Annotated in this window: 11 protein-coding genes; 7 read left to right on the top strand and 4 right to left on the bottom strand. The window is 72.4% G+C overall.

Going from position 1 to position 12,556, the window contains the following annotated elements; translation table 11 throughout:
* The first annotated feature begins 5 nt into the window (after positions 1–5).
* From AB0G63_RS03390 to AB0G63_RS03375, 4 genes are all read left to right on the top strand, one after another.
* Positions 6–497 (top strand): low temperature requirement protein A, encoded by a 492-nt coding sequence (locus tag AB0G63_RS03390; protein WP_360743508.1) that lies wholly within the window; start codon positions 6–8, stop codon positions 495–497.
* Positions 487–1,515, top strand: coding sequence for a P1 family peptidase (locus tag AB0G63_RS03385; RefSeq protein ID WP_360743505.1), 1,029 nt, complete (start codon positions 487–489; stop codon positions 1,513–1,515). The genes AB0G63_RS03390 and AB0G63_RS03385 overlap by 11 nt, the downstream gene beginning before the upstream one ends.
* Before the next feature lie 237 nt (positions 1,516–1,752).
* The gene (locus tag AB0G63_RS03380; protein WP_360743502.1) at positions 1,753–2,976 is read left to right on the top strand and encodes an Ig-like domain-containing protein; all 1,224 of its coding nucleotides are present in this window, start codon (positions 1,753–1,755) and stop codon (positions 2,974–2,976) included.
* A 198-nt stretch (positions 2,977–3,174) separates the two neighbouring features.
* Positions 3,175–3,921, top strand: coding sequence for a DUF6227 family protein (locus AB0G63_RS03375; RefSeq protein WP_360743499.1), 747 nt, complete (start codon positions 3,175–3,177; stop codon positions 3,919–3,921).
* 45 nt (positions 3,922–3,966) lie between these two features.
* On the opposite strand, the gene AB0G63_RS03370 is transcribed toward AB0G63_RS03375, so the two are convergent.
* The 4 genes from AB0G63_RS03370 to AB0G63_RS03355 all read right to left on the bottom strand — a co-directional run bounded on the left by AB0G63_RS03370 (position 3,967) and on the right by AB0G63_RS03355 (position 8,704).
* Positions 3,967–4,221, bottom strand: a complete 255-nt coding sequence (locus tag AB0G63_RS03370) for a hypothetical protein (protein ID WP_360743496.1) — start codon at positions 4,219–4,221, stop codon at positions 3,967–3,969.
* Positions 4,222–4,387: 166 nt separating this feature from the next.
* Positions 4,388–6,529 carry a fructose-specific PTS transporter subunit EIIC gene (locus tag AB0G63_RS03365; protein ID WP_360743493.1) on the bottom strand — a complete coding sequence of 714 codons (2,142 nt, stop codon included), beginning with the start codon at positions 6,527–6,529 and terminating at the stop codon, positions 4,388–4,390.
* Positions 6,530–6,998: 469 nt separating this feature from the next.
* On the bottom strand, positions 6,999–7,946 hold the full coding sequence (pfkB, locus tag AB0G63_RS03360) for a 1-phosphofructokinase (RefSeq protein WP_360743490.1): 948 nt from the start codon (positions 7,944–7,946) through the stop codon (positions 6,999–7,001).
* Positions 7,943–8,704 carry a DeoR/GlpR family DNA-binding transcription regulator gene (locus tag AB0G63_RS03355; RefSeq protein ID WP_324783271.1) on the bottom strand — a complete coding sequence of 254 codons (762 nt, stop codon included), beginning with the start codon at positions 8,702–8,704 and terminating at the stop codon, positions 7,943–7,945. Before AB0G63_RS03355 ends, pfkB begins: the two co-directional genes overlap by 4 nt.
* A gap of 213 nt (positions 8,705–8,917) precedes the next feature.
* Between AB0G63_RS03355 and AB0G63_RS03350 the strand changes: the two genes are divergently transcribed.
* From AB0G63_RS03350 to AB0G63_RS03340, 3 genes are all read left to right on the top strand, one after another.
* Complete coding sequence (locus tag AB0G63_RS03350) at positions 8,918–9,856, top strand: toll/interleukin-1 receptor domain-containing protein (RefSeq protein WP_360743487.1); 939 nt, start codon at positions 8,918–8,920, stop codon at positions 9,854–9,856.
* Positions 9,853–11,355: a hypothetical protein gene (locus tag AB0G63_RS03345; protein ID WP_360743484.1), complete on the top strand. Its 1,503-nt coding sequence runs from the start codon at positions 9,853–9,855 to the stop codon at positions 11,353–11,355. Before AB0G63_RS03350 ends, AB0G63_RS03345 begins: the two co-directional genes overlap by 4 nt.
* 106 nt (positions 11,356–11,461) lie before the next feature.
* Entirely contained in the window at positions 11,462–12,529 is a 1,068-nt protein-coding gene (locus AB0G63_RS03340; RefSeq protein WP_360743481.1) for an ATP-binding protein, read from the top strand.
* Positions 12,530–12,556 lie beyond the last annotated feature (27 nt).

Here is a 12,556-nt window from a genome sequence, read left to right as displayed (position 1 = left end):
GCTTCATGGGGTCGATTCCATTGCACGTCAGTGAGGGCGCGTCCGGGAGTCGCGTTGGTCCCCTATCGGGGTCCAAAGGTCCTATCGATAATCGATCAGTCTCCGGCGCGAAGGGTCTGACCTGGCCTATTCGCCGGAGAAGGGACAGGCCAGCGCCTTGTGAAATGCTTCACAAAACTCTGGGCCGGTCGGCCGCGGTGCTTGGACGCTCGACGCGCAGCGCACTCGGACTGTTTCTCGATCTCTGTTTCGTCGTGACTCTCGCCCAGGCGTGCGTCTCACTGCTGGACACCGCCGCAGACGGGCACGCGGGCACGGGGGTACTGAGATTCGCAGGAGTCCTGCTCGCCGTCTGGTGGGCGTGGATGGACTTCGGGCTTCCCGCGAAGGGGCGGGCGGCGCGAGGAGACGTGCGGCGAGCGGGGGGCGGGCGCGGACGGCGCGGGAGACGGCCGTCCGCGCGGCGGGCCGGGCCAGACTGGGGCCATGACAGTTGACGCTTTGACGGACGTCGCGGGAGTGCGAGTGGGCCATGCGACGCGCATCGGCGCCGGTTGGCTCACCGGCACCACGGTCGTGCTCGCGCCGGAGGGCGGGGCCGTCGCCGCCGTGGACGTACGGGGCGGCGGCCCCGGGACGAAGGAGACCGACGCCCTCGACCCGCGCAATCTCGTGCAGAGGGTCGACGCGATCGTGCTGACGGGCGGGAGCGCCTACGGGCTCGACTCGGCGTCCGGGGTGATGGCCTGGCTGGAAGAACAGCGGCGTGGCGTTCGCGTCGGGACCGATCCCGCGCATGTCGTGCCGGTGGTGCCCGCCGCGTGCGTCTTCGATCTGGGGCGGGGCGGCGACTTCTCCGCCCGGCCGGACGCGTCCACCGGCCGCGCCGCGGTCGAGGCGGCGGCGGAGAGCGGCTCGGGCGCGCGAGTGCCGGAAGGGTGCGTGGGCGCCGGTGCGGGAGCCGTCGTGGGCGCACTGAAGGGCGGGGTCGGCAGCGCGAGCGTCGTACTGGAGTCCGGGATCACGGTGGCCGCGCTGGTGGTGGCCAATGCGGCCGGGTCGGCGATGGATCCCGAGACGGGCGTTCTGTACGGGGAGTTGCTCCAGGGGCGCGTGAACTATCCGGAGGCGCGCGTCCATGCGGCCGCGCGCCGACGCCTCACCGACATCGCGGCGGCGAACGGGCGCCCCCCGCTCAACACGACACTCGCCGTGGTCGCCACCGACGCCGACCTGTCGAAGGCGCAGGCGCAGAAGCTGGCCGGCACGGCGCACGACGGCATCGCGCGCGCCGTGCGGCCGGTGCACCTGCTCAACGACGGCGACACGGTGTTCGCGCTGGCGACAGGGGCGCGTCCCCTCGACGCCGACAACCTCCTCGCACTGAACGAGATCCTCGCGGCCGGCGCGGACGTGGTGACCCGCGCCATCGTGCGCGCCGTGCGAGCCGCGGAGTCGGTGGACGGGCCGGGTGGAGTGTGGCCGTCGTACGAGGAGTTGTACGGGAGGGTGTGACACGACGGGGCCCTGCTCGGCTCTCTCGCACGCCGTCCGGGGCGGGGGCTGGCAGGTGGGCGGGGAACCGCGGCTCGCCGCACCGGCGGGTGCGGACGCGCCGCACGCCTCCGATTGTCCCGGTTCTGTCACGTGTCGCCGTTCCGGACGAGCGGCGGGAACCTCTCCGGCCGTTGCCGCCCTCTTTCTCCACGCACTGGAGCGGATCACGCACATCACACGAACCTGGAGCAGCCCGTGACAACGCCGAACATAGCAGCGCGGCGCGCACTGGGGGCCTGTGCCGCCCTGATGGTCGGCGCCCTCACCCTGACCGCCTGCGGCGGCAACGCCAAAGCCGATTCCAAGACCGACGGCAAGGGCGGCAGGAGTGCCTCCAAGACGTCGGCAGCGAAGATCGTCATCTCGGCGAAGGACGGATCGACCGGCGCGTCGATCAACACGACCGGGGTGAAGGTCAGCGGAGGCAAGCTGACCGAGGTGAAGATGACGGTGGCGGGGACGGGACAGACCGTGCCGGGCTCGTTGTCCGCGGACGGCACCAGCTGGAAGCCGAAGGAGCAACTGGAGCGCGGGACCAAATACCAGATATCGGCGACCGCCAAGAATGCGGGCGGTCACACGTCCGCGGCCAACTCCATCTTCACGACCGTCTCTTCGGGGAACAGCTTCATCGGCACGTACACGCCGGACAACGGCACGACGGTCGGTGTCGGGATGCCGGTGTCGTTCACCTTCGACAAGGCGATCAGCGACAAGAAGGCCGTGCAGTCGCACATCGACGTCACCTCGAGCAGCGGGCAGGAGGTGGTGGGGCACTGGTTCGGGTCGCAGCGGCTCGACTTCCGGCCCGAGGAGTACTGGAAGGCCGGCTCCAAGGTCACGATGAAGATCGACCTGGACGGCGTGGAGGGCGCGAACGGCGTCTACGGGGTGCAGAAGAAGACCGTCACCTTCACCATCGGGCGCTCGCAGGTCTCCACCGTCGACACCGCCACGCAGACGATGACGGTCGTGCGGGACGGCAAGACCCTCAAGACGGTGCCCGTCTCGACGGGTGACCCTCAGCACACCACGTACAACGGGCAGATGGTGATCTCCGAGAAGTTCGTGCAGACCCGCATGAACAGCCAGACCGTCGGCCTGGGCTCCGAGTACGACATCGCGAACGTGCCGCACGCGATGCGCCTGACGTCGTCGGGCACGTTCATCCACGGCAACTACTGGTACAACAGGGGCAACCCGCCGTTCGGCAGGGTGGGTTCCAGCCACGGCTGCGTCGGGCTCGCGGACGTGGAGGGCGCGCAGGGCGCCACGCCGTCGAAGTGGTTCTACGACAACTCGCTCATCGGTGACGTCGTGATCGTCAAGAACTCTCCCGACAAGACGGTGGCGCCGGACAACGGGCTCAACGGCTGGAACATGTCGTGGAGCGAGTGGACCGCGGGCAGCGCGGCGTGATCACGGCACTGGGCGCCTGATCGACCCAAGTTCCGTGCGCACAGCGGATTTTGGCGGATCCAAGGGCCGCGCGGGGAACAACTCGCGCGGCCCGGGCGTTTTCCGGGCGTACGTTTTCTCGGTTCCCGGACACGATGTCCGACCGAGGGGCTACGGTATGCACCCACAAGGTGACATGCAGCAACGCCGGGAGAAACCTTGAGCGTTCCGTACGAGACGGCAGCGTACGAACCACACGAGTCGCCGGAGTCTCCGGAGGAGCACCTCGCGCGCCTGCTCGGCCGTGCTCTGAACTCCTTCGAGCTTCCGGACGAGACGATACGACGAGTCGACAGTGCGCTGGCGCACGACAGTTCGCTGCACTCGGCGCACCACAGCGCGGGACTGCACCGAGAGACGTACCGGCACACGTGGCTGCTCGTCGACGGCTCGGCGCTCACGCTCTGGGAGCTCGTGCACAACACCGCGCCGGGCAGCGCCCCGCAGCACGAGGTGTATGTCGACGAGGAGGAGCTGCGCGTCGCCACCGCGCGGCTGCCGATGCCGCCGGCCGCCGCCGACTTCGAGCTTCCGGTCACGGTGCAGTGGTCGTCGGTCCCCGTGCCTCGACATGCGTACGTTGCGGACGACTCGGCGGACCACGCGCGCCGGCTCCTGCGTCGCGCGGAGAACCCGGACCGGCCGGGTGCGGAGACCGCCGCACTGCTGAGGACGGCGTTCGCGCACCAGATCATGCAGGCCTTCGGGCGTCCGTGCCGCGCGGGTCGCAGCGGGCTGTGCTTCTCGCTGTACGAGCACGCGTTCCTGCTGCGGGACGGCGAGGAGGTGTCCCTGTGGGAGGTCGAGCACACGGCGACGCCGGACGGACGGCACATGTGTGAGGTGTACACGACGGAGGACGCGGCGCGGGACGCGATGGAACGGCGGGCGGCGCAGGTCTCCTGACCGGAAGAGCGCGCCGCACGCGACCTCAGCAGCCCGGCGCGCGCCTCAGCGGCCGTCGCTGAGCTGCCGTACCAGGCCGGCGAAGGCGTCTCGCTCCGCAGGGGTCAGTTCCACGGACTCCAGGTGGGGTCCGGCCTGAGTCTGGTACGGGAGGGCGTCCAGTGTGGAAGCGGCGGGCCGGCTGCCCGCCCGGGTGCGGCCGCGGCGCAGGATGCGGGTCAGGAGGATCACCCAGACGACGGCCGTCAGGGCGAGGACGGCGACGCCCAGCGACCGGAGGATCGAGACGTGCTCAGACATGCGTTCCAGTAGACACCACGGTCCGGGACTTCCGTCCCGGACCGTGACGTATCTCGCATGACACGCAGGCGTCGCACTTGCCCCAGGTGCCGTGAACAACTCACAGCACCTGAAAAGGACATGCGGAGGGGGCGGTTTCCGTGGGCGCCGCCCCCTCCGGCCGGTGTCAGGCAGGCACCGGCTGATTCGCACCGGCCTTCGCGGTGACCGAGCCGTCGGCCGCCTGCCCGGCCGTCGTCCCGGGAGCCGGCTTGCGCATGCCCTTCAGGACGACCACCAGTGCCGCGGTGACGCACACGCCCGCCGCGATGGCGACCAGGTAGAGGAACGGGTTGCCGATCAGCGGGACCACGAAGATGCCGCCGTGCGGGGCTCGCAGAGTGGCGCCGAAGGCCATCGACAGCGCTCCGGTGATCGCGCCGCCCACCATCGAGGAGGGGATGACGCGCAGCGGGTCGGCCGCCGCGAACGGGATCGCGCCCTCGGAGATGAAGGAGGCGCCCAGGACCCAGGCGGCCTTGCCGTTCTCGCGCTCGGTCTCGGTGAAGAGCTTGCCGCGCACGGTCGTGGCCAGGGCCATCGCCAGCGGCGGGACCATGCCGGCCGCCATGACCGCGGCCATGATCTTCATCGCGGAGTCACTCGGGTCGGAGACCGCGATGCCGGCGGTGGCGAAGGTGTAGGCGACCTTGTTGACGGGACCGCCGAGGTCGAAGCACATCATCAGGCCGAGCAGCATGCCGAGCAGGACGGCGTTGGCGCCGGAGAGGCCGTTCAGCCAGTCGGTCATGCCCTTCTGGGCGGAGGCGATGGGCTTGCCGATCACGACGAACATCAGGAACCCGACGATCGCCGAGGAGATCAGCGGGATCACCACCACCGGCATGATGCCGCGCAGCGCAGCCGGAATGTTGACCTTCTGGATCGCCATCACCACGCCACCGGCGATCAGACCGGCCGCCAGGCCGCCGAGGAAGCCGGCGTTGATGGTGAGGGCGATCGCGCCGCCGACGAAGCCGGGGACGAGACCGGGACGGTCCGCCATGCCGTAGGCGATGTAGCCGGCCAGCACCGGGACGAGGAAGCCGAAGGCGACGGCGCCGATCTGGAACAGCAGCGCCGCCCAGCTGTCCGCCTGGCCCCACACGAAGTGGTCCATGACCGACGGGGCCTTGTTGATCTTGTATCCGCCGATCGCGAAGCCGAGGGCGATCAGCAGACCGCCCGCCGCGACGAACGGGACCATGTAGCTCACGCCCGACATCAGCCACTTGCGCAGCTTGGTGCCGTAGCCCTCGCCGGATTCACCGGCGCGCTCGACCGGCGTACCGGTCCCGCCGGGCGCGCCCGCGCTCACCTCACCGCGCGCGGCCTTGTCGCGCACCTCGGAGATCAGCTCGGCGGGGCGGTTGATGCCCGCCTTCACTCCGACGTCGACGGTCGGCTTGCCGGCGAAGCGTTCCTTCTCCCGCACGGGCACGTCGTGCGCGAAGATCACGCCGTCCGCCGCCGCGATGACGTCCGGGTCGAGCCGGGTGAAGCCGGCCGAGCCCTGCGTCTCGACGACGACCTCGATGCCCGCCTCGCGGCCGGCGTTCTCCAGCGATTCGGCAGCCATGTAGGTGTGGGCGATGCCGGTCGGGCAGGAGGTGACGGCGACGATGCGGAAGGCAGAGGCACCGGCGGAGTCCTTGGCGCCCGGCGCCGGAGCGGTGGCGCCCGGCGCCGGGGCCGCACTGCCCGTGGCGGCGTCGACGGAGGCCGCCCCCGACGCCGCCACGGAGTCTTCGGACGCGCCCTCAGCTGCGCCCTCGGGCCGCGCACCCTCGGTCTCGGTCGTCGTCGACGGCCCGGCCTCCGCCGGCGGCTCCTCGCCCCGGATGAGCGCCGCCGCGGCCGCCGCGTCGCCCACCGCGCGCAGCGCGCCGGTGAACTCGGCGTTCATCAGCTGCCGGGCCAGCGACGAGAGGATCGTCAGGTGGGCGTCGTCGGCGCCTGCGGGCGCCGCGATCAGGAAGATCAGGTCTGCGGGGCCGTCCGGCGCGCCGAAGTCGATCCCGGCACGGCTGCGCCCGAAGGCGAGCGTCGGCTCGGTGACGTGTGCGCTGCGGCAGTGCGGGATGCCGATGCCGCCGTCCAGGCCGGTCGGCATCTGCGCCTCACGGGCGGCCACGTCGGCGAGGAAACCCTCCAGGTCGGTCACCCGGCCCTGGGCCACCATGCGCTCGGCGAGGGCACGCGCCGCCGCTTCCTTGGTATCGGCGGACAGGTCGAGATCGACCAGGTCCGCGGTGATCATCTTGCTCATCGCGGGCTCCTTCGCACGCGTATCGCCCGGGACGTGGGGTGGGCGGAGGTGGGGACGGGGGTGCTGTGGGGGATGGCGGCGCGGGCGGCGAGACCCGCGCGGCAGGGGGCGGAGCCTGGGAAACCCCGCACCCCAGGGGCGGCAGGGCGGCTCAGGCGGCTCTGCCTCCCGTCGGTGGCGGCGAGCAGCGGGGAGGCTCGCCGTTCGGGACCCGGAGCGGTAACCAGATCGGTAACCGGATCGATGGTCAGTTCGGTAGTCGATTTGGCGGTCGATTTGGCGGTCGGCTTGGCAGTCGGCCCGAAGGCCCGTGCCGGGGGTTCTCCGGGCAGAGCGGCGGTCGACGTCCCCGCGATCGTGGCAGCGGTCACCGTCGTGGGGTCCGTCGTGGGGTCCGTCGTGGCGGGTGTCGTGGGGTCCTTCGTGGCGGGTGTCGTGGGGTCCTTCGTGGCGGGTGTCGTGAGGGGGGTCATGACACCGGCTCCCTCAGGGCACGGTCCGCCGGCACCTCGGCGGTGACGGTCACGGCCGCGGGATCCAGATCGGCCGGCGTCGGCATCACGCTGCCCGGCAGTTGGACGGCCGCCGCTCCGTGCGCGACCGCCGAGGCGAGGGCCTCCGGGCCGCTGCCACCCGCGATCAGGAAACCGGCGAGCGAGGAGTCTCCGGCGCCGACGTTGCTGCGTACCGCGTCCACGCGCGCGCTGCCGAACCAGGCGCCCGTGCCGTCCACGAGCAACTGCCCGTCGGCGCCCAGGCTCGCGAGCACGGCGCACGCGCCCATCTCGCGCAACTCCTCGGCCGCCTTCAGCGCGTCACCCACGGTGGCCAGGGGGCGCCCGACGGCCTCCGCGAGCTCCTCGGCGTTCGGCTTCACCACATCGGGCCGCTCGGCCAGCGCCTCAAGGAGCGCGCGCCCCGAGGTGTCCAGCGCGATCCGCGCGCCTCCGGCGTGCGCCCGCGACACGACATCGGCGTACCACGCCGGCGCGAGTCCCCTCGGCAGGCTCCCGCAGCACGCGATCCAGTCCGCGTCGCGCGACTGCTCGCGCACGGTCTCCAGCAGGAGTTCCTGTTCGGCCGCAGACAGCTCGGGCCCCGGCGCATTGATCTTGGTGAGCACGCCGTTCGCCTCGGCCAGCGCGATGTTGGAGCGGGTGTCGCCGGCGACCGGCACCGGCGCAACCTCGATGCCCTGCGCGTCGAGCAGGGCGGCCACGAGCGCCCCCGGCGCACCACCGAGGGGCAGAACCGCGACCGTGCGCCGCCCGGCGGCCGTGACGGCGCGCGAGACGTTGACGCCCTTGCCGCCCGGGTCCATGCGTTCGCCGGTGGCGCGGATGACTTCACCGCGCTCCAGTGACGGAACCTCGTAGGTGCGGTCCAGGGACGGATTCGGGGTGACGGTGAGAATCATGCGCGCACTACTTCCGTGCCGCCGCGCTCGATGGCGGTGGTGTCTTCTTGGCTCAGCCCGCTGTCGGTGATCAGCAGGTCCACGTCGCCGAGGTCCCCGAAGCGGGCGAAGTGCTCCTGGCCGCATTTGGAGGAGTCGGCGAGCAGTACCACGCGCCGGGCCGCGGCCATCGCGGCCCGCTTGACCGCCGCCTCGGCGAGGTCGGGGGTGGTCAGGCCGTGGTCGACGGAGAAGCCGTTGGCCGCGAGGACGAGGACGTCGGCGCGGATCTCGCCGTACGCCCGCAGCGCCCAGGCGTCGACGGCGGCGCGCGTACGGTGCCGTACGCGCCCTCCGACGAGGTGGAGCTGGATGCCGGGGTGGTCCGCGAGGCGGGCCGCGATCGGCAGGCTGTGGGTGACGACGGTGAGCGAGGACTCCAGCGGGACGGCGGCCGCGAACCGCGCCACGGTCGTGCCGGCGTCAAGGATCATCGTGCCCTCACCCGGCAGTTCCGCGACGGCCGCCTTCGCGATGCGGTCCTTCTCGTCGGCCGCCGTGCCCTCCCGTTCGGCAAGGTCCGGCTCGAAGTCGAGGCGTCCGACCGGAATGGCACCGCCGTGCACCCGGCGCACGAGGCCGGCGCGGTCGAGGGCCTTCAGATCGCGTCGGATCGTCTCCGCCGTCACCTGGAACTCCTCGGCCAGCGAGACCACGTCCACCCGGCCGCCGTCACGGGCCAGCCGGAGGATCTCCTGCTGGCGCTCCGGTGCGTACATGTCCGTTCGCCTCCGACTCATGCCCGAACGTGTGGTTTCGCTGGGAGGCTACGCCCGCTTTTCCGGAATGTAAACAGGTTCGGATGCGAGTCGGACACAAACAGGCATCGGGCAAACGGTCGCCGCCCCATCGCTCCCGCCCCGCAGAACTCCTGACGCCGTGTCACCGCGTCCGTATCCTGGACTCTCGGACACAACTTCTCGGGGGGTGTTGTGGACAGGGACGGTCTCCGTACCCACCCGGACCAGGACTGGCTGCGCGCCGCGGTGCAGGCGCTGTGCGCCTCCCCGGTCCTCGTCGACCGCGGTGCCCGGGCCACGCTGGTCGAGCTGGTGGGCGACGCACTGGGGCGTCCGGTGGTCCTGCGCGAACAGCCCACCGTGCGGGGGCAGCTGCTCGAGCTCGTACGGTTCTGTCTGCGCGCGGGTGAGGACGGGCCGCCCGCACTGGCCGAAGCGGTGTCGCTCCTCGAAGGGCGCAGCCGCACCGCCGAGGCCATCGGTGACCTGGTGCGGAGCCTGCGGGACCCCCGGGCGGGGCGTCCCACGGCCGGAACCCTCAACGCTGCGGCATCCGCGGACCGCGTCCACTTCTTCGTGTCGTACGCCGCGACCGACCGCCGGTGGGCCTCCTGGATCGCCTGGCAGCTGGAGAACGCCGGCTGCCACGTCCTCGTACAGGAGCGGGACGTCGCGGCCCCCGGCGGCGACGGCCTCGGCGACGACGACCCCGTCGCCGCCGGTCACCCTGACGTGCGCAGCGGTGTGGAGCGGAGCGAACGCACCGTCCCCGTGCTGTCCGCGGACTACCTCTCGGGCCCGGACCCCGGTCTGGTGTGGCGGGCGGTGCGTGCGAGGGATCCGCAGAGCGGCAGCGGTGCGCTGCTGCCGGTCGTGGTCGAGCAGTGTCGTCCCCCCTGGCCCCTGCCGGACACGGCGTACGTCGACCTCACGGGCGGCCTGACCGAGGGCGAGGCCCGTGCCCGGCTGCTCGCGGCCGCCGGCAGCTCCCGCACCGGCCACCCGCCGACCAGCCACCGCTCCCCGATCACCGTCGGCCCCGCCTTCCCCGGCACCGCCTTCCCCGGCACCGGCTCCCTCGGTGCCGGCTCCCCCGGTTCCGGCTCCCCCGATCCGGCGGGTCGGCGTTGACGGGAGACGGCGGCTCGGGCCGCGGCAGCCCGGCGTTACGGATACGGGAGCGGATCGGTGAGGAGACGCAGGCCGCGCTGCTCCAGGTGCCCGCCCTGCACGACCGCTCCGCGCGCGCTCTGCTGGTCGAGATGGTCGGCGAGGCGCTCGGGCGCCGAGCCGACCTGAGGGAGCAGCCGACGCTGCCGCTGCAGCTCGTGGAGCTGTTCCGGTTCTGCACCCGTCACCAGGACGGCCTGTCCGCGCTGGCGCGCACCCTGGCGCTGGTGGAGCCGGGCTGCCCCCAGGCGCCGGCGGTGCAACGGCTCGCCGACGAGTGGACCGCCGTCGACTCACTGCACGGGCTGCCGCAGGTCACCGGCTCCTGGGACTTCCTGAGCGGCGCCCTGGGCGGACTGACGATGTCGTACGCGATGCGCACTGCCGTGGTCCGGGCGGCCACCGAGTCCAGGGTCGTCGTGCCGCCGCCGCACGCCGCCAGCTGCTGGCACGACTTCCTGCACATGGCGGGCCAGGGCGCCACGCGGAACGGGCTGCCGCCGTGGATGGTGTACCTCGACCGCAGTGCCGAGGCGATGGAGCCGGCCACGGCCCGGGAACTGCTGGCCCGCAACCGGCAGTGGGCGCTGAGCTGCGGTCTGGCGGAGCTGCTCGACCGCGACCGCGCCGCGAGTCCGGCCGCGCCGCCGGTGGCCCGGCCGCACCAGGAGTACCTGGCGATCCACATCGCGCCCGATCCACTGGAGGACGGTCACTACACCGTCTCCTACTCGCTCATGTCGGACGCGCGCGGCCGGATCTGGGAACTGGGCGACACTGTGGTGCGGGTGCCGACCGACCGGCTGCAGCAGACGGTGACGGACGTCATCCGGAGGGTCGAGGAGACGGGCGGCGACCGGCTGGCCGAGGTGTCGTTGGAGTTCGTGCTCCCCTTCGAGCTGCTCAACCTGCCCGTCGACCGCTGGCCCCGGGACACCTCCGAGGTGCCCGGCGTGCCGCTCGCGGTGGACTACCCGGTGGTCGTGCGCAGCCTGGACCGGCTGCAGAACCGTGACTGGTACCGCTTCTGGCGCTCCCGCTGGCAGCAGCTGGCCCGGGACGAGCACCCGTCGAAGTCGGTGTACGTCAACGTCGCGCGGACGAACGGCGACCACCTGCGCGGCCTGGAGGCGCGCCTGAGCGACGACGAGCACTGCGTCGCCCTGGTGCTGAGCGAGCCGCCCGTGCCCACCCGGGCGCACAGCCGACGGGAACTGCAGGCGGCGTTGCGCAGCGGGCTGCCGGTGGTGATCTGGCACCGCGAGGGCCGTTCGCCGCAGGAGTTCCGGGACGTCATCGACGGACTGCTCGCGGAGGGCCTACGGCGGTTTCCGGCCAAGGTGGCGGCCTTCCGCCGCCGTGCGGCCATCGAGGACGAGGACGCGACGCACATCGGCCGGCACCTCGCGGTGCTGTGGGACGACCCCGACCGCAAGCCCGTGCTCCCCGAAGCGCCATGACCACGCCCGGCGCGCCCGCGCCTGCCCCGGCCCTCCGCACCAGCACCGGATCCAGGACCGTACGTGGACCGTACGTGTCAGGCCATCATCCGAAGGGACGCCGTCGATGCCGTCGATGCCCAACAGCGTGTCGTGGGGGCCGTACCGGGGCACGGGCCTGCCCGGTACGACGCACCAGCCGTGGCCCGAGGCGCCCCCCTGGCGCAGTTTCGGCGGCGGCCCCGACCTCCCCCCGCCGCCCGCCTCCGACCCGTACGCCCGCATCATGCTGGGCGCCCCGCGGCAGCACCTGCCGGCGCCACCGGAGGAGGTCGACCGGGTGAACGCGGCCCTGCGCCTGAGCCGCCCGCTGCTCGTCACCGGCGAGCCGGGCACCGGAAAATCGACGCTGGCCTACCGCATCAGCCGGGAACTGGGGCTCGGCCGCGTCCTTCACTGGCGCATCACGTCGCTGAGCACACTCCGGGAGGGCCTGTACGACGCCGGGGACAGAGGGCGGATCGGGCTGGGCCCCCTGGGTACCGCGTTCCTGCCGTACGCCAGGCCCCGGGTGCTGCTGATCGATCGGCTCGACCGCGCCGAGATCACCCTGCCCGACGACCTGTGCACGGTCCTGGCCGCCGGAGGCTTCCGTCTGCCCGGCACGGCGCCTGTATCGCCCCCGGGGTCCGCGACGCCCTCGGTGTCCGACGCGCCCGACGCGCCCGCCGAGACGCGGGTGGCCACCGACGACGATCCGGCGGCCACGGTGGTGCTGCCGGACCGGACGGTGCGGTGCCACGCCTTCCCGCTGATCGTCATCACGACCACGGGCGAGCGGGACCTGTCCGCGGATCTCGTACGACGTTGCGTCACCCTGCGCACGAGGCGGCCCGGCCCCGAACTGCTGCGCGCCATCGCCGCGAACCACTTCCCGCCCGGGCCCGGAATCCCCGTCTCGCTCTCCGGCCCCGCACCCGCATCCGCCTCACCCGCATCCGCACCCGCCCCCGCGCCGGACGTCGTGGACGCCTTCCTGGACCGGGCCGTCCGCAGCGAGGGACCGGTCGTCGAACGGTTCCTGGACGCGCTGCGGCTGGCCGCCGACGGCGTCCTGACGACGCTGGCCGAGAACGGCGGCTGGCAGGAGGCCGTGGACGCCGTCTGGGAGTGGACCGCGCCGGAGGAGCCGTGACGGGGCCACGGCGGGCGCCGCTTCCCG

Source organism: Streptomyces sp. NPDC020996 (genome assembly GCF_040641355.1).
Taxonomy (GTDB): Bacteria; Actinomycetota; Actinomycetes; order Streptomycetales; family Streptomycetaceae; genus Streptomyces.
The sequence above is the reverse complement of the archived record's forward strand: the minus strand, read 5'-3'. Positions and strand labels throughout refer to the sequence as shown.